Annotated in this window: 23 protein-coding genes and 2 tRNA genes; 6 read left to right on the forward strand and 19 right to left on the reverse strand. The window is 59.1% G+C overall.

Going from position 1 to position 21,442, the window contains the following annotated elements; genetic code table 11:
* Nucleotides 1-44 precede the first annotated feature (44 nt).
* Nucleotides 45-449: a heavy metal-responsive transcriptional regulator gene (locus K1X75_17635; protein ID MBX7059889.1), complete on the forward strand. Its 405-nt coding sequence runs from the start codon at nucleotides 45-47 to the stop codon at nucleotides 447-449.
* A 295-nt stretch (nucleotides 450-744) separates the two neighbouring features.
* Here the strand turns inward: K1X75_17635 and K1X75_17640 are convergent.
* Nucleotides 745-831 (reverse strand) — tRNA-Ser (locus tag K1X75_17640).
* A gap of 153 nt (nucleotides 832-984) precedes the next feature.
* Between K1X75_17640 and K1X75_17645 the strand changes: the two genes are divergently transcribed.
* Together K1X75_17645 and K1X75_17650 are read left to right on the forward strand one after the other, a co-directional pair.
* The gene (locus K1X75_17645) at nucleotides 985-1,272 is read left to right on the forward strand and encodes a hypothetical protein (GenBank protein MBX7059890.1); all 288 of its coding nucleotides are present in this window, start codon (nucleotides 985-987) and stop codon (nucleotides 1,270-1,272) included.
* Nucleotides 1,272-1,664, forward strand: a complete 393-nt coding sequence (locus K1X75_17650; GenBank protein MBX7059891.1) for a type II toxin-antitoxin system VapC family toxin — start codon at nucleotides 1,272-1,274, stop codon at nucleotides 1,662-1,664. The genes K1X75_17645 and K1X75_17650 overlap by 1 nt, the downstream gene beginning before the upstream one ends.
* A 495-nt stretch (nucleotides 1,665-2,159) precedes the next feature.
* On the opposite strand, the gene K1X75_17655 is transcribed toward K1X75_17650, so the two are convergent.
* The 5 genes from K1X75_17655 to K1X75_17675 form a co-directional block, all read right to left on the reverse strand.
* A complete protein-coding gene (locus K1X75_17655; GenBank protein ID MBX7059892.1) occupies nucleotides 2,160-3,305 on the reverse strand; it encodes an acyl-CoA dehydrogenase family protein in 1,146 nt (381 codons plus the stop codon).
* 193 nt (nucleotides 3,306-3,498) lie between these two features.
* Complete coding sequence (locus K1X75_17660; protein ID MBX7059893.1) at nucleotides 3,499-5,070, reverse strand: hypothetical protein; 1,572 nt, start codon at nucleotides 5,068-5,070, stop codon at nucleotides 3,499-3,501.
* Nucleotides 5,071-5,189: 119 nt separating this feature from the next.
* Complete coding sequence (gene ftsH, locus K1X75_17665) at nucleotides 5,190-7,181, reverse strand: ATP-dependent zinc metalloprotease FtsH (protein ID MBX7059894.1); 1,992 nt, start codon at nucleotides 7,179-7,181, stop codon at nucleotides 5,190-5,192.
* Between the two features lie 98 nt (nucleotides 7,182-7,279).
* Nucleotides 7,280-7,960, reverse strand: a complete 681-nt coding sequence (locus K1X75_17670) for a response regulator transcription factor (GenBank protein ID MBX7059895.1) — start codon at nucleotides 7,958-7,960, stop codon at nucleotides 7,280-7,282.
* Nucleotides 7,961-7,968: 8 nt separating this feature from the next.
* Nucleotides 7,969-9,756, reverse strand: coding sequence for a hypothetical protein (locus K1X75_17675; protein MBX7059896.1), 1,788 nt, complete (start codon nucleotides 9,754-9,756; stop codon nucleotides 7,969-7,971).
* Nucleotides 9,757-9,986: 230 nt separating this feature from the next.
* Here K1X75_17675 and K1X75_17680 point away from each other — a divergent pair, with 230 nt between their 5' ends.
* Nucleotides 9,987-11,084, forward strand: a complete 1,098-nt coding sequence (locus K1X75_17680) for a lactonase family protein (protein MBX7059897.1) — start codon at nucleotides 9,987-9,989, stop codon at nucleotides 11,082-11,084.
* Nucleotides 11,085-11,208: 124 nt separating this feature from the next.
* On the opposite strand, the gene K1X75_17685 is transcribed toward K1X75_17680, so the two are convergent.
* Nucleotides 11,209-11,532 (reverse strand): type II toxin-antitoxin system VapC family toxin, encoded by a 324-nt coding sequence (locus K1X75_17685; protein ID MBX7059898.1) that lies wholly within the window; start codon nucleotides 11,530-11,532, stop codon nucleotides 11,209-11,211.
* Between the two features lie 295 nt (nucleotides 11,533-11,827).
* Here K1X75_17685 and K1X75_17690 point away from each other — a divergent pair, with 295 nt between their 5' ends.
* Nucleotides 11,828-12,973 carry a lactonase family protein gene (locus K1X75_17690; protein MBX7059899.1) on the forward strand — a complete coding sequence of 382 codons (1,146 nt, stop codon included), beginning with the start codon at nucleotides 11,828-11,830 and terminating at the stop codon, nucleotides 12,971-12,973.
* On the opposite strand, the gene pth is transcribed toward K1X75_17690, so the two are convergent.
* The 7 genes from pth to rpmG form a co-directional block, all read right to left on the reverse strand.
* Nucleotides 12,970-13,533, reverse strand: a complete 564-nt coding sequence (gene pth / locus K1X75_17695) for an aminoacyl-tRNA hydrolase (protein MBX7059900.1) — start codon at nucleotides 13,531-13,533, stop codon at nucleotides 12,970-12,972. The two genes, K1X75_17690 and pth, sit on opposite strands and share 4 nt — an antisense overlap.
* A 130-nt stretch (nucleotides 13,534-13,663) precedes the next feature.
* On the reverse strand, nucleotides 13,664-14,260 hold the full coding sequence (locus K1X75_17700; protein MBX7059901.1) for a 50S ribosomal protein L25: 597 nt from the start codon (nucleotides 14,258-14,260) through the stop codon (nucleotides 13,664-13,666).
* Nucleotides 14,261-14,318: 58 nt separating this feature from the next.
* Nucleotides 14,319-15,257, reverse strand: coding sequence for a ribose-phosphate pyrophosphokinase (locus tag K1X75_17705; protein ID MBX7059902.1), 939 nt, complete (start codon nucleotides 15,255-15,257; stop codon nucleotides 14,319-14,321).
* Nucleotides 15,258-15,274: 17 nt separating this feature from the next.
* A complete protein-coding gene (locus K1X75_17710) occupies nucleotides 15,275-16,036 on the reverse strand; it encodes an NTP transferase domain-containing protein (GenBank protein MBX7059903.1) in 762 nt (253 codons plus the stop codon).
* A gap of 23 nt (nucleotides 16,037-16,059) precedes the next feature.
* A tRNA-Gln gene (locus K1X75_17715) sits at nucleotides 16,060-16,131 on the reverse strand.
* Nucleotides 16,132-16,148: 17 nt separating this feature from the next.
* Complete coding sequence (locus K1X75_17720) at nucleotides 16,149-17,060, reverse strand: hypothetical protein (GenBank protein MBX7059904.1); 912 nt, start codon at nucleotides 17,058-17,060, stop codon at nucleotides 16,149-16,151.
* 15 nt (nucleotides 17,061-17,075) lie between these two features.
* The gene (gene rpmG, locus K1X75_17725) at nucleotides 17,076-17,234 is read right to left on the reverse strand and encodes a 50S ribosomal protein L33 (GenBank protein MBX7059905.1); all 159 of its coding nucleotides are present in this window, start codon (nucleotides 17,232-17,234) and stop codon (nucleotides 17,076-17,078) included.
* Between the two features lie 75 nt (nucleotides 17,235-17,309).
* Here rpmG and K1X75_17730 point away from each other — a divergent pair, with 75 nt between their 5' ends.
* The gene (locus K1X75_17730; GenBank protein ID MBX7059906.1) at nucleotides 17,310-17,663 is read left to right on the forward strand and encodes a DUF3147 family protein; all 354 of its coding nucleotides are present in this window, start codon (nucleotides 17,310-17,312) and stop codon (nucleotides 17,661-17,663) included.
* Between the two features lie 24 nt (nucleotides 17,664-17,687).
* Here K1X75_17730 and K1X75_17735 read toward each other — a convergent pair whose 3' ends face one another.
* From K1X75_17735 to K1X75_17755, 5 genes are all read right to left on the reverse strand, one after another.
* Nucleotides 17,688-18,101: a hypothetical protein gene (locus K1X75_17735; GenBank protein MBX7059907.1), complete on the reverse strand. Its 414-nt coding sequence runs from the start codon at nucleotides 18,099-18,101 to the stop codon at nucleotides 17,688-17,690.
* A 10-nt stretch (nucleotides 18,102-18,111) separates the two neighbouring features.
* Complete coding sequence (locus K1X75_17740; protein MBX7059908.1) at nucleotides 18,112-18,900, reverse strand: metalloregulator ArsR/SmtB family transcription factor; 789 nt, start codon at nucleotides 18,898-18,900, stop codon at nucleotides 18,112-18,114.
* Nucleotides 18,901-19,015: 115 nt separating this feature from the next.
* Nucleotides 19,016-20,572, reverse strand: coding sequence for a hypothetical protein (locus K1X75_17745; GenBank protein ID MBX7059909.1), 1,557 nt, complete (start codon nucleotides 20,570-20,572; stop codon nucleotides 19,016-19,018).
* On the reverse strand, nucleotides 20,565-21,125 hold the full coding sequence (locus K1X75_17750) for an SCO family protein (GenBank protein ID MBX7059910.1): 561 nt from the start codon (nucleotides 21,123-21,125) through the stop codon (nucleotides 20,565-20,567). The genes K1X75_17745 and K1X75_17750 overlap by 8 nt, the downstream gene beginning before the upstream one ends.
* 42 nt (nucleotides 21,126-21,167) lie before the next feature.
* Nucleotides 21,168-21,442: MATE family efflux transporter (locus K1X75_17755; GenBank protein MBX7059911.1), on the reverse strand; the 275-nt coding region annotated here is incomplete at its 5' end.

Here is a 21,442-nt window from a genome sequence, read left to right on the forward strand (position 1 = left end):
AAGGCCTGGAGCTAACTCCAGGGTCAAGACCCAGGAGCAAAAAAATGCGCAGTTCACCGGCCGAAAAAAGCCCCATGACCATTGGCTCATTTGCTCGCCGGGCCGGGGTAAGCGCAGACACGGCTCGATTCTACGAGCGGATTGGTCTGCTCAAGCCTGTGCGGCAGGAAAACAACTACCGCCTATATGGCGCCGACGAGCTGGCAAGGATCGAATTCATTACCAGGGCGCGCGCTTCCGGATTCACGCTTTCAGAAGTGCGCGCCTTCTTGGCGATGGTTGCCAGGGGAAAGAAAAGCTGCATCGACTACTCGGCCGTAGTTCAAAAGAAGTTGAGGGATCTAGACGAACAGATTCGCAGTCTTCAGACCGCACGCCGCGAACTCCGCAATGCGCTGCGCTCCTGCGGCGGGGGAGACCAGGAGTGTCCGCATGCGCCGGCCAATTGACTCCTGCTCAAGCCGCCCGTGCTTACGGCAAGTTCATCCGCTCAGACAAAGACGGAAGTGCGCATGAACCAACACATGCGCACACGCTTTCGGAGACTCAAGGCTCGCTGCGCGAGCGCGCGGAAACTCCCGTCGCTTTGCTCCGGGAGTTGGGAGGGATTACTCCGGCAGCTGCGCGCACGACGAGATCGAAGCCTGCGAGGGTTCTCACCCTCCCTCCTGGCGTGCGCATCGCGGGGCGCCGTGCATCAGGAGCCGAGTATGCTGCGCACATGCGCACAGGCTCACACGCTTTCGGAGAGGGAGGGATTCGAACCCTCGGTGAGTTTGACCCCACACACGCTTTCCAAGCGTGCACCATCGACCACTCGGACACCTCTCCAGGCAACGCCGCAGGCATCCTGCAGCGGCGGTCAGCATTGCCCGGGAAAGCGCCCGGTCAAGCCAAAGGTCAGTGCTAGCGGCGGTCGACCGGCGCCCCGTCGCAACTTGCATTTGGCTTGCCAAAGTAGCTATAGGTAGCTACTTCAAAGTCATGCGCGCCGTGGGAATCAAGAAGCTCAAGGACCGGCTGAGCGAGTATGTGCGTATTGCGGAAGCGGGAGAAACGGTGCTGGTGATCGACCGCGATCGAGTCGTTGCTGAGCTGCGGCCGCCGGCGGCCGGTCGCCCGAAAAGTGCGCCGGCGGCGGTCCTGGCTGACCTGGTGCAGGACGGTTTGCTGCAATTGCCTACGCTCAAACTGGCTTCAGTTCCGGAAGTCCCTGCCATGGCGCCGCTTCCGTTGATCCTGGAAGAACTGGGCCGGGATCGCGACGACTGATGGTCTACCTGGATACCTCCGTCGTTCTTGCCGCCTTGCTGGCGGAAGACCGCCGCCCGCCAGTCGAACTCTGGAGCGAGGAACTCATTTCCAGCAGACTTCTGGAGTATGAACTCTGGAATCGACTGCATGCTCGAAAACTGGAGCGGAGTCATGGCGATGCCGCACTGGCGATCCTGTCTTCGGTGGCCCTGCTTGAACTCTCGCCGACCGTGCTTTCCCGCGCCATCAATCCCTTTCCATTTGCGGTGCGGACGCTTGATGCGCTGCACCTCGCTTCCATGCTTTTCTTGATGGCTCACAATCAAGAAGTGCAGCTGGCCTGCTATGATGAGCGGCTGAGCAGATGCGCTCAGGCAATGGGTATTGCCGACTATTTTCCGGGGACGTAGCGCCGCTATTCGCTCAGCGTCGTTCTTGAAAGAAATCGCGCAATTGACGACGGGCGCGCGCAGCATAGTCATCCAGTTGCGCTACGTCTGGAAAGTGGTTCAGTCGCGTCGGACCCTCGCGATGCAGATCCAGCAAACGACGCAGTCCCGGCCCCTTTTCCGCCGGCGCCAGGAAGTACACGGCGCGCAGTCTGGCATGGACAATGGCGCCGGAACACATCAGGCAGGGTTCCAGGCTGGCGACCAGGCTCACTTCGCCCAGTCGCTCGTTGCCGATTGCCTGGGCTGCGGCCTGAATGGCCAGCAGTTCGGCATGCGCAGTGGGATCGCGACGTTCGATAATCCGGTTCCGCTCGGCGGCGACGATGCGCAGTTCTTCAGGCGAGGCGATCAGACTGACGGCGCCGATGGGAGTCTCGCCAGCTTGCGCCGCCTCCGCGGCCAGCGCCAGACATTGCTCCGCTGCCGTTTGAAGCAGCGCCGCCAGCGCTTCGCTCAGAGTCCCAGACCGCCGCCGGCGATGATCTCGCGCATGATCTCCGAGGTTCCGGCATAGATCGTCTGTACGCGGGCGTCGATGTAGGCGCGCGCAATCGGATACTCCATCATAAAGCCGTAGCCGCCAAAGAACTGCAGACACTCATCCACATGACGCTTCAGCATCTCTGAACAGAGCAGCTTGGCCTGCGATGCCACCACAGCATTGCTCTGACCGTTGACGTGCGCCATCAGGACTTGATCCAGAAAAGAGCGACCAGCCGCTTGCTCGGTGGCGATGTCGGCAAGTTTGAAACGAATGTGCTGGAACTTGCCAATGCTCTTGCCAAAGGCCTGGCGTTGTTTCACGTACTTGAGCGTCTCATCAAGCACCGCCTCCGCACCGCGCATGTTGGACAGCGCCAGCACCAGGCGTTCCTGAGCCAGCTCCGACATCAGGTAGCGAAAGCCATATCCGGCCTTGCCCAGCAGGTTCTCTTTGGGAACGACCACGTCATTGAAGTAGAGCTCCGACGTATCCTGAGCATGCAGGCCAATTTTGTCCAGCTTGCGGCCGCGCTCAAAGCCCTTCATGTCGCGTTCTACCATAAGCAATGATATGCCGTGGATGCCCTTGTCCGGGTTGGTCTTGGCGACGGTGATCACCAGGTCCGAGAGGTAGCCGTTGGAAATAAAGGTCTTCTGTCCGTTGAGAACGTAGTGATCGCCCTTATCGATGGCGGTAGTTTGCACAGCAGCCAGGTCTGAGCCGGTGTTGGGTTCAGTCATGGCAATGGCCAGAATCTTGCTGCCATCGATGATCCCCGGCAGCCAGCGCTGCTTTTGCTCATCATTGGCATAGTGCAGAACATAAGGGGCGATGACGTCGCCATGCAGGCTGTGAAAGAATCCGCTGTTGCCGACGCGCGCGCCTTCCTCAATTACGATGGCGTTGTAGTAGAAGTCGACGCCGGCGCCGCCGTACTTCTCCGGAAAGCTGGGGCAAAGCAGACCAAGTTTGCCGGCCTTGCTCCAGATTTCGCGCGGTACGATTCGATCCTGCTCCCATTGGGCGTGGTGCGGGGCGACTTCGCGGTCAAAGAAGTCGGCCGCCATATCGCGATAGCTGTTGTGTTCTTCAGTAAAGGGGATAGCGCGCGCCAGGGCTTTCATCTACGGACCTCGTGGGGCGTCGGCACAATTGCGTGTATATACACGAAATGATCCGGAAAAAAGCCAGAGCATTTTGCACCCTGGCTTCGCTTGCCGGACAACGCCGACCTGCCATTGATTCTGGAGTCAATTTCGCCTTCTGGCGCCGCCCGGGCAAGTCGTTTTCTGCCTGGGGGCCCGTCCCTTAAGACTCAAGGACGGAGGCTGTGACAAAGCGACGGAAGATTTCCAGTTTGCGCAGGCCAAAGACCCGCGTGCGATTTTCGCGCAGCCATTTTTCGACGCCCAGATAGCTGGACCCCGGCTGTTCCTTTTTGCGCAAGGCTACCCCTTCTTCATGCAGCGCACGATACTCGCGTCTAACCATCTCCAATTGCCGTGAATAACTCAGGTAGGAGTCCACTTCCTCGCCCGACAGTTTGCGAAAGCGATCATTCCACCAATCAATCAGTATTTTCTGGAGCAGCTCTTGCGGGTATTCGCGAATCGAGTTGTTGTTGTCGTCCAGATAAAAGATTTCGCCCAGACCGCTTTGTTTCAATTCGGCAACAAGGATGCGATCCAGCACGCGCGGGCCGCAATGATAGAGAAACACATCCGGCCGGTCCACCCCTGGGAAATCGTCCACCAGGCACATAATAGCGGCGTTGTTGATGATATCGACGATCATTTCGTGGTATTCGCCGAGCATCATTTCGCCGACTCCCTTGCGCACAATGGCGGCTGCCGTGGGCAGCGGCATGTGCAGCAATTTGTCCGGGCTCATATTAACATGGTAAGCGCTGCGAAATTGCGTCACGCATTCATCGAAGTAACGAATAGGAATTTCGAGAATATAGTCCGGACTTCGGTTCCAGTCGCGGCTTCCCAGAAGCGGAGTGGCGATGATGCTTGCCCGATTGAGCTTATGCTCGCGAGTTTCCAGCACGATGAATTGAGCGATCGATGATTCGCTGGCATTGACGTTGCGCTGTTCCTCAACGGCGGCGGGCTGCTGTGCAACTTGCTCGGTCTCTCCCGGTGCGTCGCCCAGCAGGGCGGCGATGGTATAGCGCTTCTCTGGATTGAATTCGCAGGCGATCTTGGCGCTGCCGGTGATGCGATCGATTGATTCGCTGCTTACTTCCAGGTAGAGCTTGAGATCATCCAGAAAAGATTCTGTCTGACGCACCAGCTTGTGTACGCCGCGCACAAATTCGCGCTCCAGTTCGGCCGCCATCGAACGCGTATCTTTCAATACCAGCAGCGTATCGAGGACCTTCTGGATTTCGCGCCACTCGCGCTTGGCCGTCTCGTTGAACGTACGAATCTTCTCGTAGTAGCGTCGAAGCTTTACGTATTCGATTTGATTGCGCTGGCCAAGATCGCGAAAGTAGCGGCGCTCCAGTCGTTCCGCTTCTCGCTCCAGGCTTTCGCTGGCAGCAGTCTCGACGTAGATGCGAAAGGATTTCTGCAAACGGTCAAGCGCCTGGTTGAGTCGGTCGGCGGTGGGCGCAATGCCTTCCTGGATCTCCGGCGGCAGGATGGGCGAGAAGAAGCGCTGTCGCAGCAGGTCGGCGACGCTCCAGTGCGGTCGCAGTGCAAGCTCCGCCGATTTTCGGAAATTGCTGTGGTCCTTGAGTTCGCGCGAAGTAAGTTCGCCGCCCTCCGCGCCGCGCGACTCCTCGGTGCGCTCCAGCAGCGCCTGGCGCCGTTGCTGGCGAGCCTCGTCGGGATCGTCGCCAAAGGGGTGCAGGATGGCATCGCCGGCGCTCATAGCATCGATCTAACAGGCTGCCTTTTCAGCTTCCTGACAATTATCGGCCGCCCGGCGCCCTGCCTTCATCCGCAGCCAGCGCGCCAACGCCGTCGCCGGTTCGGCTGCAGCGTGGAGAATTACAGCGCTGGCGCCGGCGTTGGGGCCGGGCCGATGCCGCCATGGTCTCCGCCCGGCGCGGCCGTCTGCGGCGCATCGCCAGGCGCCGACGGATGGATGATTGCGTTCAGCTCCTCGCCGTTCATGCTTTCCTGACTGAGCAGGGTCTTGGCGATGCGTTCCAGCTTTTCGCGATTGTCGCGCAACATGTGGCGTCCGCGTTCCAGCTGCTGGGTGACAATGCGTTTTACTTCCTCGTCAATTGCCGCAGCGGTATCATCGCTGTAGTGCCGGGAATGGGCCAGTTCTCTGCCCAGGAATACATTGTTGTTCTCATCGGTGTAGGATATTGTGCCCAGTCGATCAGACATGCCCCATTCGCAGACCATGCGACGGGCAATGCGCGTGGCCTGCTGGATATCATTGGAGGCGCCGGTTGAGGTATCGCCAAACACCAGCTCCTCGGCCAGAAAGCCGCCCATCGCCATGCAGATGCGATCCTCCCAGTACTTGCTGGGATAGAAGTGCCGATCCTCTTCCGGCAGATAGTGCGTCAATCCGAGCGCCCGTCCGCGAGGAATGATCGTTACCTTGTGCACCGGATCGGAGTAGGGCAGCAGCGTGCCCAGCAGGGCATGGCCGCCTTCGTGGTAGGCGGTAACCTCTTTTTCCTTGGGCGTAAGCATCAGCGACTTGCGCTCCGGCCCCATCATCACTTTGTCTTTGGCTTCTTCGAGCTCATCCATAGTAACGCGTCGCTTGTTGCGCCGCGCCGCCAGCAGTGCGCCCTCATTGATCAGGTTGGCTAGATCGGCGCCGGTGAAGCCAGGCGTGCCGCGGGCGATCTGTGCCAGCACCACATCCGAAGTGAGCGGAATCTTGCGAGCGTGGATCTTGAGAATGGCTTCGCGACCTTTCACATCCGGCACATCGACGACGACCTGGCGATCAAAGCGGCCCGGACGGAGCAAAGCCGGATCGAGAACATCGGGACGGTTGGTGGCGGCCATGACAATGACGCCCTCGTTTTCCTCAAAGCCATCCATCTCCACCAGCATCTGGTTTAGAGTTTGTTCGCGCTCGTCGTGCCCGCCGCCCAATCCGGCGCCGCGCAAACGACCGACCGCGTCGATCTCATCGATGAAGACAATGCAGGGCGCATTCTTCTTGGCCTGCTCAAAAAGATCGCGCACGCGCGAGGCGCCAACGCCAACGAACATTTCCACAAAATCGGATCCGGAAATTGTGTAGAAGGGAACGCCAGCCTCGCCGGCAACGGCCTTGGCCAGCAGCGTCTTGCCGGTGCCCGGCGGGCCCACCAGCAGTACGCCCTTGGGAATGCGGGCGCCAATCGCCTGAAACTTCCGCGGATCTTTCAAGAAGTCGACCACTTCTACCAGCTCCACTTTGGCTTCGTCGCAGCCCGCTACATCGATGAAGGTTACTTTGTTTTTGTCATCGGAAGTAAGGCGCGCTTTACTTTTGCCAAAGGCCAGGGCGCGGTTGCCTGTGCTTTGCAACTGGCGCATCATGAAGAGCCAGAATACAATGAACAGCAGCGCCACGGGCAGGTAGGGCGCCACCATGCTGAAAAAGCCGCCGTCTTCTTCGTTCACGAACTTATAAGCAATGCCGTTCGTATCGAGGGCGCGCGTCAGGTCATCCGGAAGCGAGCCAGGGATCAGATCGACTGCAAAGGGGCGCGACTTCACGCGCAGCTTGGCCGGGGTATCATCCGGTTCGCGACGCAGATTGTGCGGCAAATAGTAGCCGCTGATCTGCTGCGGCTTGATCTGCAGCGTCAGCGAGGTTTCTGTCGGGTTGCTTTCCGATTCCGGGAGCGATAAAATTTCGCCGAAGCTTTCGCGACCCTCAGGGCTCAGCATCTGCCGGAACTGCGAGTAGCTCAGGTTTACCGGTTTGTTGCTTTGCTCGGGATGATGCGTCATCACGTACATAACGACCAGCAGAACGAGCACGGCAAAGAGCAGGTATTTCAGACTACGATTCATCAAACCTCGGCGCCGGAGAGGCGCGTGCAGGCAATGTAGGCGCCTTTCCCCGTCCCGTCAATGCTAAGAGCCCAATTTGAAAGCCGGCGGCTCAGGGCTCAGACGACGATGCCAAGTTGGCGGCCCTTCTCGATGGCAGCGGAGCGCGCGCGAACTTCCAGCTTGCGGTAGATGCGCTCGACGTGATTTTTCAGGGTGTGCGTCGATATTCCCAGTTTTCGAGCGGCCTCGGCGTAGGTCATTCCAAGGGCCAGAAGCTTGAGGACGCGAGTTTCAGCGGCGGTCAGCGGACTTTCGCCAGCGGCTGCGCCGGCGCCCATGAAGCGGGCCAGTACGGCGCGGGCCAGGCGCGGCGCAATGGGACTGGCGCCCAGATGGACGCTCTGGATTTCAGCCAGCAGCAAATCAAGCGGCGTATCTTTCAGCAGATAGCCATCGGCGCCGGCTTCCAGGGCAAAGAGCAGTCGTTCTTCGTGCTCGAAGGCAGTGAAGATCAGAATTCGCGGTCGTCGATTGGAGCTGCGCTGACGAAGCTGACGAATCACTTCCAGAGCATTGCCGTCTGGCAGTTCAAAATCCAGCAGCAATACGTCGCATTGGAGGACATCGCTGTCCGCCATGCACTGCTGGGCGCTGGAGTAAACGGGACCAAGCAGCAAATCCTCGCTTGCCTGGATCTCGGCGCTGACCGCCTCGCTCATTTGCTGATCGTCTTCAGCGATGGCGACGCGGATCTTACGGCGCACACTGCGGGCCGCTGTGCTCTGCTCGGCTGCCATGACGCATCCTAACTCTTGTGCGGGCCGTCTACAATCGGGAATTTTTCCCCAGGTCGCATTGCCGGCAGCCTGATGTGCAGCAAGACGCCCCGCTCGCGCCGGCTCCAGATACGCAGCCGGGCCCCCAGCTGGGCGGCGCGCTCGCGCAAATGCGCCAGTCCGGCCCCGGCGCGCGCGTCCGGAGCAAATCCGCGACCGTTGTCTGCAATCTGAAGATACGGTCGTCCGCGGCTATCGGCCCCCAGTAGAACGCCGACGCGGCTGGCTTCTGCGTGGCGCAGTACGTTGGCAATGGCTTCATAAAAGATACGCTGCAGATGAAAAGCCTGGCGCAACTCGAGGGCAACGGGCGCAATTTGGGACCGTGTTTCGATGCCGGCGGCCTCTTTCAATTCGGCCAGCCGTTGCTCCATTTCGGACGGAAGCTTTTGCGGAAGATCGGCCTCGGCGGCGTTGAGATGCACCAGGTCGCGAAGCCGGCGCAAGGCGCGGGCAATCTGTCGGTGCAAACGTTGCGAGCGTTGCTCCGGGCTGGCGGCGGCTTCGCGTAACATCAGCGAAAGATCGGAACCGATCACATCATGCAGCTCGCGATTGATGCTGTCGCGCTCCTGTTGCAGCTGGCGCTGAAACTCGGCTTTTTCATGCTGACGCCGCAGCTCCATCTGACGGTAGCGATCGCCCAGGGCAAAGGAAAGCAGCAGGATTTCGATCGTGCAGGCCGCCGGCATGCCGCTATAAAGGACGAAGTCAGTAAAGAACAAGGACGAGCTGACTGTGACAACGCGCGTAATTCCAAACAGCGTCATATAGGACAGCGTCGTCGCAAAGGCCAGAACGAAGAAGCGTCCAGCGCGATAGCCGCGTCGCAGCGCCAGCGCGCCGGCAATCAGAGCAAGCATTGAACCTGGCAGCAGCATCGCCGCGCCAAGTGCATTGGCATTGCGCGGACCAAGCAATGCTGCCAGCGGGGCCAGCACAACCAGCGCCGCTGCGCCGTATTGAAACAGGGCCGCCAGGCGCGACCCTGTCGAATGCAGGGGCAGGAAGCTGGCGCTGAATTTCCAGAGCGCCGCCAGCATCAAGAGGGTCAGCGGTCCAGGCAGCGCCAGTTCAAGGCCCGGATGCTGCTGCAATCCAAACTCCAGTAGAAATCCGCCAATGGTCATTTGCAGCAAAACAAAAAATGCAGCATAGGCGGCGTAGTAGAGGTAGCTGCGGTCGCGAACGGAAAAGAAGAGAAAGAGATTGTATAGCGCCATGATCCATTGCGCCCCGAGGAAGAGTCCGCCGAAATACAGCTCGCCGCGGTCTCGTTCCACCAGCTGTCGACAGGAGCTCAAGCGAAGGTGCGGCTTGATCGGCGACTGACTGGAGATATGCAACAAGGCCAGTCCCCGGGTTGCAGGCAGAAGACGAAAGGCGTGAGGACGAATGTGCAGATCGTCGCCAGCCCTGGCCAGGGCGCCGCCATGGGATTCGCTCAGAATCTGCGCCCCGTCGCGCTGCTGCACGTCGATATGACTGAGCCGCTGGGCGAGGGCTGCCAGGCAGGTATCGCCGCTGGCATCGCTGCTGGCGTAGGGCAATGCAAAGTAAAAATGTCGTGAGCTGAAACCGCGATGCAGCATCGCTTCAGTGAGGCGACGACCATTGCCATTGCTATAACTGGCAAACAGTTGATCAAAGCCAAGCAGTTGGACGCTGGAGGGAAGCTCAATCAAGTAGGGCTCCAGCGGCAGAGCCTCAGAGGGCGCTGCGTCAAGTTGCAGCAACGGCGCCTGGTCTTTTGGCAACGGCCGCGACGCTGCCTCACATTTCAGGACGAAGGCCGCAAGGGCAATGAATGGCAGAAGAGTCGAAGCAAGGCGGCGCATGGGTCAGAGCTGCGGCACTGTGCTGGCAAGGATTGGCTGGACCGTCCTCTTCGCAAGAGCTTCGTTGCAATTTCAAGGCTTCCTGGCGGGGGAGTGGGGAATTATGGCCCCTTGACAGGCATGTGGAAATAGTCCAGCGTGTAGTGCCGATGAATGGGATCAGGACTTTGCTGCTTGGGCTGCTGGCGACCATTGCAGCTCTGCCGCAATTGCAATGCCAGCGCGCCGATTGCCGTCTGACCGACGCAGGATGCAATCCGCTAACAGCTTTGCTGGTCTGGCAGCCGCGCCCTCGATTCCTGTATGTGGCCGCCTCCAATTCGATTCTACAGTTTGCATTCGACGCCAGCGGCGCCTTAAGTCTGGCCGGCAGCCTCAGCTTGAACGCAACGCCCTCGGCCATGGCGGCAAGCAAGGGCGGGGGCCTCGTTGCCGCCGTTGCGGGCCAGACACTGCACTTGATCGCTCTGGACCCATTGCGGGGAGCGATGAGCTTAGGCTACAGCTTCGATTTAGGATCAACATCCTTTGCACTGCGCTTTTCGCCGGATGATCGCTTCCTTTACGTAGCGGAGAGCGTGAGCAATACTCTGGACGTGTTCAGGGTGGAGGGCGGCGCAGCACAACGCATTGCCCAGGTTGCCACAGACCTGGGTCCCTATGGCGTGCTTCTGGATTCAAGCGGCCGTGATCTGTATCTATCGCAATACGATGCGGCCAGCGTACGCCACTTCCGGGTGGATGCCAGTAGCGGACTTTTGACCCAGGTTTTGCCAGATTGGACCCTGGGCAGCGATACCAGTTTGCTGCTGCTTTCGCCTGACGAATCCTATCTTTACGCGCTCAATTCCACATTCATCAGCGTTGGTCTGCTGGCGCGCGATGCGCAAACAGGTAATCTGACTGATCAAGGCGCATTTACTTATACGCACTCCGACGTCTCGGACATGAAGATCTCCGCGGACGGCGCCTGGATCTATTTTCTGGACCGCGGCGACAATCTGCTCTATCGCTGCGCACGCAATTCACAAAATGGAACCATCGGTGCGCAACAGGATTCGACGGCCGTGCCAACCAATCCACAGGCGCTGGTTCTACTCAGCGAACGAGGCATGCTCTATACCGCCTCGGGCACAGCATCGCTGGTCGAGTCGCGGGCGCTCTATACGGGCGACGGCAGTATTGGCCCCGCGATCCAACAGTTGGCCGCGCCTTCGGCGACTGCGCTGGAGCTGGTTGTTTACTGATACATTGATTCCATTTGAGGCCGGCGCCGGACAGCACCGACGACAAGAACTACCAGAGCTGGCGCAGACCCGCTCGTTCGTACCGCTTCATCTCCTGATCTCTGGACAACAGACGGCGCCTGTCCTAGATACAATGCCAGATGATCATTCGATCAAATGGATCGCGGTGTTTTGTCTTCACCAGACGGTGGTAGGAACTCAGCACATCAGCATCGAGGCCCAGGATCTCGAATCCGGATTTGTTTGCGGCTTCCGGAATGTCCTCCGGCTCGGCGCCTTTCAACTCCAACTTGCCCAGTGCGTATTTCAGAGAGATTTCCCAGAAAGTTGCTGCTGATACGTAGACGCCGATTGCTCTGTCCCCAATGATCTCTTTGACGCCTTGGGACAGTGCATCCGGCTTAAATAATGCCCACAGTAGCGTATGCGTATCGACGACGTAGGTCATCCGAGCATCTCTTGATCGGTCATCTTGAAATCCGCACGCAGCTTGAACGTCGCGACTTACCGTAGCAGACGGCTACTTCCTCGCCCTTCTGAATCGATGCCAGGACCTCGGAGAACTTGGCCTTGAACTCGGCCACCGTCATGTTTTCATAACAACATGCAACGGTTTACCCGTCATAGTATCGGTAGTATTTTGGAGCGACGGGGGGAGCAGCCTGGCAAGAGCTTCGTTGCAATTTCCAGGCTTCCCAGCGGGGGAGTGGGGAATAATGGCCCATTGACAGCTGGCTGGAATCATGCACTCTCTAAGACGAATGTTCCCGGCCCGGTCCAGGTTACTTGCAGCTCTGGTATCGCTACTTTGTGGGGCGCAGTGCGTAGAATACGAGTGTCGCCCCACCGACGGGGCCTGCAGTCCGCTGGCTTTCCTGGCGGTCTACGCGCAACGTTTGCCGCGTTACGTCTACGTTGCCGGGATTACGACTCCGACGGAGGTAGTAGCCTACGCCGTCGATGCAGCAAGCGGCTCGCTAACTTCAAGAAAAGTCGTTGCCGCTACCGGCGACAGTTATCGTGCCATTGCCATACATCCATCCGGCGGCCTGCTATTTCTGGCGATTCAGGGAAGCGGTCAAATTGAGAGCTATCGCATCGACCGCAGCACCGGCGCTCTGAGCCTGCTCAGCACAATTGTAGCCGATACTGGCCTTGAGGACATCATTCTCAGTCCCGATGGACGGCGCCTCTACGCATTGACAATCAGCGCCGGCGAGGTAATCAGCTTTGTTGTGAATGAAGCCAGCGGCGAATTGCAGGCCGTTCTGCCGACGGAAGTAGTTGGAATCGATTCGCATCGCCTGGCAATTGATTCCAGCGGCGCATTGCTGGTTACCGCCGATCATGGCTCGAATCAAGTCGATTCATTTCCAATTGATGCTGCTTCGGGCCGCGCATCGTCGCTGGCAACGCTGGAGTTTTCGCTTGCGGTTCGCAACACGCTGCGCTTTCATCATAGCCGACCTGTGCTCTACATGGCCGATAGCTCTGGCGCATACACTGGCGTCGTAGATACTGCCGCGCCGACCATGGCGCTTGTAGGGACGGCGTCCGCCGGCAGTCAGTCCTCCGATGTTTTTCCCGCTCATTCCGGCCGATTTGCGCTGGTCAGCGATTCCATGGACGGTCTGGTTTACCAGTACGCAATATCTGCCGTCGATCAAAGCCTGCAGTCCAACGGCAATATAGCCGCCGGATCGGGCGCGGCAGGAGCAGGTCCCATTCGCATCGCCATCGATGAAAGCGACCGGCTGGTCTATGTGGCTAACGCTACCGATGGGACGCTGCTGGCTTACCGCGTACAGACCGCGAGCGGAATCTTACAGCAAAGCGGAGTATACGCAGCGACGCCGGCGGCCGGCGTTGTCGCCATCGCCCATTTCTAGAACTTAAACTTCTCCACCACTTCTTCAATCTCGCCGTGTGTGATGGAGCGGATGGCCGCCTCGGCGTCGTTGATGATTGTGATCAGCTGAAGATTTTCCAGCGGCTCAAACTCCTGCATTACGTACTTGGTTCGCACGGTGCCATTTGTCGCCGGGCCCTGAATGCCCACGCGCACGCGGATGAACTCCGGAGATTTCAGATTGATGCGCAGATTTTCGACGGCCGGGTGGGCGTAGTCCTCGCCGCCCTTTTCCACGACCAGACGGCCAAGGTTCAAACTGAAGTCGTCGAGGATTACGATGATATCGTCGGGTTTGATCCGCAGAAAGGATGCAATGTACAGCGCCGCTTCGCCGGACAATTCGGAGAAAGTTTGCGGCTTGAGCAGAACGACTTCCTCGCCCTCAAAGTCTCCGCGTCCAATCAGCGACTTCTTCTTCTTGGTTCGGATGTCGATGTTGTTGTTGTTGGCAATTACATCCAGGATTTTGAAGCCGATATTCGCCCGGTAGTTGACGAACTTCTCTCCTGGATTGCCGAGTCCGATGATAAGTTTCATAGGGCCCGCCCCGCTATCAAGTTTCGGCAACCTGCCCCCCTGAAATTCAGGGGCCGGCGGCCGGGCGGGGCGCCAGGCCCCGCACTCATCCCCGCGCCGCACCAGGCGCAACGGGGATCGATCCTGAGCCTCAGCTCTTTGCCGCCGCTCCGGCTTCCGGCGAATCCGCCGTTGCCGTGCGACCCTGTGCAACCTTGACCACAATCGGATTGCCTTCCAGCAGCAACTCCCAGCTGGACGGCGCGCCCAGATCGCGGAGGTGCACGGACTGAGCGACATCCAGCTCGGTGACATCGACCGTGATGACATCGACAAAAGTTTCCGGCGTGGCGCGCACCTTGATCTTGTTGATGTACTGTTCCAGCGCTCCGCCGGCCTTCACGCCCTTGGACTGGCCGGTCAGTTCGACGGCCACCGTCAGCAGAACCTTTTTGCCATTGACTACTTTCAAAAAGTCGATGTGCAGGATTTGATTGCTGACCGGATCGCGCTGGATTTCCTTTACGATGACGCGTTCCTTCTGGCCGTTGGCGTTGAGTTCGATCAGCGAACTCTGACGCAATCCGCTCTGGATCAAGCGCGAGAATTCGCGATCGTTGATGCTCAAGAGCGTACTCTTGCCGCCATCCAGCAGATTGCAGGGGATCAGACCCTCGCGACGAAGCCTGCCGGCCTCGTTTTTGCCGAATTCTTTGCGGACTTCGGCGTTCAGATTGTAGTGGCTCATCTCTATACTCCCAAATATATAAGAACTTCGGTCTCTCTGCGACTGCAAAATTGCTCTTCTATAGAAAGAGCGAACTCACTGATTCCTCGTTGTGGATGCGCCGGATTGCTTCGCCGACCAGTCTGGCCACGGATAGCGTGGTTATCTTATCGATACGCCGCTCCGCAGGCAGCTGGATGGAATTGGTCAAGACGACCTCGTCCAGCGCCGAGTCGCGCAAGCGTTCCAGCGCCGGTCCGCTGAGCACCGCATGCGTAGCACAGGCGATGACGGAGCGCGCTCCGTTTTCCTTCAGCGCAGCAGCGGCCTTGGCAATCGTCCCCGCCGTGTCGATCATGTCGTCGTAGAGAATACAGGTGCGATCCTTCACGTCGCCGATCACGTTCATCACTTCGGCGACATTGGCGCGCGGCCGCCGCTTATCAATGATCGCCAGGCCGGCGTTGATCTGACGGGCCAGGAAGCGCGCACGTTCAACGCCGCCGGAGTCCGGCGAAACAACTACCGCATCGCTGAGCTGTTTTTCCTTCAGATAATTTACAAACACGGGCGCTGCGTAAAGGTGATCGACTGGAACGCGAAAGAAACCCTGGATCTGGTCAGCGTGCAGGTCCATACACAGCAAGCGGTGCGGCGCCATCTTCTCGATCAGGTCCGCCACCACTCGCGCCGATATCGGCACGCGCGGCTCGCTCTTGCGGTCCTGACGACCGTAGCCGTAGTAAGGAATGACCGGAGTGATGCGAGCGGCGGAGGCGCGCCGCAGGGCGTCGATCATCAGCAGCAGTTCCATTACATGATCGTTGGCCGGCGCCGAGGTCGGTTGAATCAGAAAGACATCGCGGCCGCGGACGTTTTCGTCCAGTTTCACCGAGATTTCGCCGTCGGAAAAGCGGCGCACCACGGCGCGACCCAGCGGAATCGAAAGGTAGGCGCAGATCTCTTCCGCCAGCGGTTGGTTGGCGGCGCCTGAAAAAATCAGCATTTCGTAGGCCATCGTCGTCTTGCTCTCCGTCATCCAGCGCGGGCGGCCAGCCTGCTTTCCAGCGCGGCCAGCTCCTCTGGCGAATTCACGCCCTGGGCCTCGGAGCTGTCTTCCAGTTGCAATGCCCCGACTTTCTGACCCTGCTGGCGCGCCACGGCAATGGCGTCCGGAAGGTAATACTCGTTTTGTGCATTGCTTTTGCCGATTTGTTGGATCAGATCAAAGATCGCGGGCGCATTGAAAACATAAACGCCAGTGTTCACTTCGCGAATGCGGCGAATTTCCTCGCTGGCATCCTTTTCTTCAACGTTTCTCAACAATGCGCCCTTGCTATCGCGAACGATTCGTCCGTAGCCAGCGGGGTTATCCAGCTGTGCGGAAAGCGCGCTCACGGCGTTGCCCTCGCGGCGATGAAAATCAAGCAGGGCCTGAAAGCTTTGCGGCCGGATCATCGGCATGTCGCCGGCCGTGCAGAGCGTTGGACCCTGAAAGGTCTGCAGCGCTTCGCGAGCGCAGAGAAAGGCATGGCCGGTGCCATGCTGCTCGGCCTGCACCGCAAAATCCAGCTGCAGGCCGGCATTCAACTTGGCGAGGGCGCGGACTTCTTCCTGGCGATAACCGACAATGATTACCTGGCGGCCTACGCCTGCTGCCGCCAGATTGCTGATGACGTGATTGATCAGCGCTCGACCGCCAAGCACAGCGGCCACCTTGGGATGTTCGGAGCGCATCCGCGTACCCTTGCCGGCAGCCAGCACCACAGCGGCGGGTAATTGTTCGACCTGATTCATTAGTTGCAGTCTTACAATATCTGCTGGGACGGGAGGATTCGAACCTCCGTATGGCTGGACCAAAACCAGCTGCCTTACCGCTTGGCGACGTCCCAATTCTGGTTTTGCGGCGCTAGCGCCGCCCGGTCCGCTCATCCGTCGCCCCCAGAATCTGGAAGGAACGAAGGAACGCCTCCGGCAGTTGTGATTGCAGGCGAGTGAGCATTGTATTGCACTCCGCGGCGTCAGTCGCCAGGCCAAAGAGCGCGGCGCCCGAACCGCTGAGCGATGCGTATGCGGCCCCACAATCAAAAAGAGCGGCCTTGAGCCGCTCCAGATCAGGTCGCATAGCAAATACGGCCGCTTCAAAGTCGTTCTTGAGTTCGCTCAATGCGGACCAATCAGACTGTGCCAGCGATGCGCGCACGCTTGCAGTCAACGCTGACAACGATTCGGGAGGAGGGTCTGGCCGTAAAGCTCTTTTGAGAGCGGCATACGCGGCGGCGGTCGGCGACGGAGCGCCGCTGTAGATCAACACTCCGTGGCCCGGTCCCACAACCAACGGCTTGATTATGTCTCCTATTCCGCTTACTTCCGCCGGCCGGGGGTCCAGAAAGAAGGGGACATCTGCGCCCAGTTCGCCGGCCACGCTGCGCAGGGCATCGATGGGAAGCCCAAATTGCGCTGCAAGCAAGCGCAAGAGCGCTCCGGCGTCGGCGCTGCCGCCGCCAAGGCCGGCGCCGGTAGGACAGCGTTTCCTCAGGCGGACTTCCAGTCGCGGACGCTCCATTGTCGCCGTGGCCTGCAGCGTTTGCCAGACCAGGTTGCGTTCCATTCCGGCGCCGCTGCTGACGGCGGAATAATCGGCATCATAAGGAGGCGGCAATTCGTTGATGCTGACAAAGCGGTCTTCGGCGGCCTCTTCGATCAAGAGCTCATCGCCAAAGGAGATCGGTAGAAAGATGCTGTTGATGTAGTGATAGCCGTCGCTGGCGCGCCGATGGCGCACCTCAAGGCCCAGATTGACTTTTGCAGGGCAGAGCAAGGCCGCGCTTTAGCCTTACTTGCTGAGTTTCTTTTCTACAAAGAGGGCGTGCTTACGGGCGCGGGGGTCGTATTTTTTGACTTCCAGCTTGCCTTGTTGCTTCTTCTTGTTCTTGGAGAAGACGTAGAAGTATCCGGTTCCGGCCGTCGATTCCAGCTTGAATGCTTCGCGCATTTGGCCAAAAAGCGTCTGGCACGCCCCCTGTCGAGGCGGAAAATGGCGCCTGCAGGCTTCGCTTGCCCGGTGACAATGAGCTTCTATCTGGCTGTTAAGTATCTGAGTACGGCGGCGATCGTGGTCGTCGTATCGGAAGTTGCGCGCCGCTCGGACCGGGCCGGGGCCTTGATTGCATCGCTTCCCCTGGTCACAGTTCTGACGCTGCTCTGGCTGCACTTTGAAAAACAAAGCGCCGGGAAAATCCAGAACCACGCCTACTATACTTTTTGGTACGTGCTGCCAACGCTGCCGATGTTCTTGGCCTTTCCAACTCTGGCATCGCGCCTTGGATTCTGGGGGGCCCTTGCCGGCGGCGCTCTATTGACGATCGTTTGCTTCCTGCTGCTTGCCCTTGTGCTGCGGCGCTTCGGCCTTGAACTTTATTGAAGGCCGAAGTCCGTGAATCGCGCCTCAACCGCGCTTCATGCGAATGGCGCCGGCCAGCATCAACGACAGTGCAAGGGCCAAACCAAGCACGCCTGGCAGTCCAAGCGGCGGAAAATCGGACGGCGCTCCGGCTGCGCCTTTCATGGCCAGAGCCAGCGGCAGGATCAGCGAACAAATCGCCGACCACGAGACCACTTGCTTGAGCGTCCGGGAAAGCTCGACGCGGTCCACCCACAGCGCAATCAGCATATTGAAAATGGCCAGCGGCATGCCGTGCGAATGGCCTTCGCGCAAATAGAAACGTACCAGCGAAAGTACGTGGTCGTTGCCGCGCACGGCAAATGCGTCAAAGGTAAAGGCCAGGGCCAGGCCGCCAAACATGGCCAGCAACATGGCTACAATTCCGGCTATCAGATTCTTTTTTCCTGTGTCGATCATCTCTTGCTCCTTATCCCTCTGTGGGAAACTGCAATGCGCGGCCGGTTTCCAGCCACGTTTTCAAATTGCTGAGGAAACGCGGCCATCCTTGCGATGTACCCTGAAAGGTTGCGGTCTCAGCGTCAAAGTCGTCGTGGATCACAGTCAGCTTCATCAGCTCGCCCTGTGATTCCAGTTCATAGCTTACGCGCGATTCGCGATCGGCGGCGGCCGCCGGTTCGCAAAGCAGTTTGAAGCTATAACTGATTCGTTTTGGCGGCTGAAATTCTATCACCCGGCCGCCCACCAGATTCACCGGCTGGCCATCTTCGCTTACCCGCGTGTAGTGCAGCTCGGCGCCGACGCGCGGCTCAAAGCGCAGGCTCATGCCGCCAAACCACTCCGGCGTAAGCTCCGCCTGTACCAGCGCATCCCACAGGGCCTGCTCGGTAGTGCGAATGTAGACGGTATAGACCTGTCGCACAGCAACGTTCATATTCTTTTCCTCCAGCGAGTATTTCAATCGAGTCAGCGAACGCGACCAGTGGCGACTGTAGCGCGTGATCCAGCGGTCCTGAATCATCTGAATTGGAATGGAATTCAGATACAGTCGGTTGTAGCGTCCTTCCTTACGGGTCTGCAACAGATTGGCCTCTTCCAGCAATCGCAGATGTTTCATCACCGCGAAGCGACTGAAGGCAAACTGTTCGGCCACCTCGCCCACGCTCAGACCCGGCGCATCTCGAAGCAGGTCAAGGATGCGCCGACGGCTGGCGTCAGCCAGGGCCCGGAAGACCCGATGGAGCTCGTCATCTGACATGTTACCAAAAAGTCACTAAATATTTTAAATAAAATCAGGTCAAGCGCTAAGCGCCGGCGGCCCGGAATCTGGGCCGGGGGGCGATTTGAGATCGGGGGAGGCGGCTGCCGGCCTTTCAGGCGCCGCCGGCCAGCAACTGAACGGCGTTGGACAGCTCCGCCGCCTGTTCTCGGTTGCCGTCCATGATATTGCGCATTTGCAGCGACGCGGCGACCAGCCTCTGTGACATGTCGGCCAGGGTCTGGACGGCCTCGGCGATATGTCGTACGGTCGCCGCCTGTTCCGACAGCGAGGACAGGGTGCCGCGCACCTCGTCGGTCATGCTGCCAATTTCGCCCAGGCTGTTGGCGTAGGCCTGGATCTGGGAATCCATCGAGCGGCCAATGCTGCCCAGCCGATCGGCCACGGCGTTGATCTTGTCCACCAGCGCGCGGATCACTTCGACGCCTGCTGATACGCTCTTGCGACCGCCCTGGACCTCGACGCTGTTGTGATCGATCAGGGAATTGATTTCGTCGACGCTGCTTGCCGTCCGCTCCGCGAGTCGCGCAATTTCCTGGGCGACTACGGAAAAGCCGCGTCCGTATTCGCCGGCGCGCGCCGCTTCGATCGACGCGTTCAGGCTGAGCAGATTGACGCGATCGGCAATTTCATTGATGACGGAGACTATGGTGCGCACTTTGCGAGAATTGGCGTCAATCGCCTCCATTGATCCAATGATCAGGTCCAGCGCCGAGCCTGCGCGCTGTGCATGCTCCTGGGCGATCGCCGCCAGCTGAGAAGCCGCTGTCATTTCCAGATTCAAGTGCCGTCCGGAATCGAGCAGAACGCCGTGGCGATCCTGAATACTGGCCAATTCGCCCTTTTGCTTGCGCGCGATGGCCGATAGGCTGTCCATGCCGGCGCCGATTTCCTCAAAACTTGCCGAGATTTCTTCGATGCAAGCAGATTGATCATGCGCCACCGTCGACACCGTCTGCGATGCGCTCAAGATCTCGTCCGAGGAGCGCACAATCGATTGCCCGATCTCGCCGGCCTGCGCCGCCGTCCGCGCCCCGCGTGAACGAAGCTCGATTGAGTACTCCAGCTGCTGGACGAATTGGTTTCGAAACTGCAGCGCGTAGTAGATCAGTACGCTGGTCTCAAATACGACAAAGAAGGCGTGCAGTAAGACGATATCCAGGCCGGCGCCGTAGTTGAATACGACCAGCGGAAATCCCAGAAATGTTATGCCATAGACCTGACAGTAGTTCAGGGCGGTGTGGTACAGAACCACAAGCGGCGCCGGGGCCAGCAGCACGCGCCAGTCGCGGTAGATTGCCAGAAAGGCAATCGAGCCGAAGACATGAAAGTGCATTTCAATGCGGCCAAATTGCTGCAGAATAAAGGTGGCCGAATACACGGCCAGCATGTTGGCCATGATGAATCGGCTGAGCAATGTCCCTCGCGCAAAGAGATAGGCCAGCGTTCCGACCAGACAGGCAAGGGAAGCGCCAATGACGCCATACAGCCACGTTCCATAACCGTAAGGCGCGGCAAAGAGCGCAAAGGGGGCGTGCAGGAACAGCAGGGCCAGCATGAATCGATCGAACTTGACCATCTCCAGGCGCCAGAGGTCCTGGATCTGCGGTGAAATTGCTTTTTCGCGCAGGCCGTTGAAAAAGTCAGTCATTGTCGTGGTCCTTGATCCGTTGCAGGTCGTCGGGTAATTGTCGGCGCAGGGCGCCAGGATCCGGGTAGGCGCAGCGGATGTAGCCCTGATCGTCGATCAGCGTAATTGTAGAGGTATGCTCGAATTGGTAGCCGGGCTCGCGCAGCCGCAGCGGGTTTTTCTGGTGCCAGACATGATAGTCCATCGCCGCACGTTCTACGGCCGATCGTTCGCCGCGCAGAAAACGAAGATGGGGGTCCAGTCCGGTCTCCACGGACTGTAGCGCCGCCGGCGTGTCGCGTTCCGGATTGAGCGTAATCAGCAGCGCAAAAAGCGATTCTCCCCGTTGGCGGGCGGCGCGTAGCTGCTGGTTCAGCTCCGCCCACAGCGCCGGGCACTGCCCGCGGCAACTGGCGTAGGCAAAGCCCAGCAGCAACGGGGCGCCGTGAAAACTTTGCAAAGTTCGTTGCTGTCCGCTGGAATCAAGCAATGAGAAAGCGGCGGCCGGCCGTTTGTCGCAGTAGGCCGCGCGACCAACTGCGCTGCAGCAGGTGATTGAAATGGCAAGCGCCACATGGCTCCGGCGTCGTCGGGCCGGCGCCACAATCATTCATTCTTACACTTGCGCGCGTTTCCAGCGTCCTAACTTGAAAAGCCAGAGCGTAAACAGTCCGACTGAGGTCTCCGACGCAAAGGCTGCCCAAAAAACTCCCGAATGATCCCAGCGCAGGCGAACCCCGAGGAAGTAGCCCAGCGGAATCTGTATCAGCCAGAAGAAGACCAGATTGATATAAGTGGGCGTCATCGTATCGCCAGCGCCATTGAAAGCCTGGACGGAGACCATCCACCAGCCGTAAACGATGAAGGAGATTGCCAGGATGCGCAACCATT

This window comes from Leptospirales bacterium, from assembly GCA_019694655.1.
In the GTDB taxonomy this organism is placed as follows: Bacteria; Spirochaetota; Leptospiria; order Leptospirales; family Leptonemataceae; genus SSF53.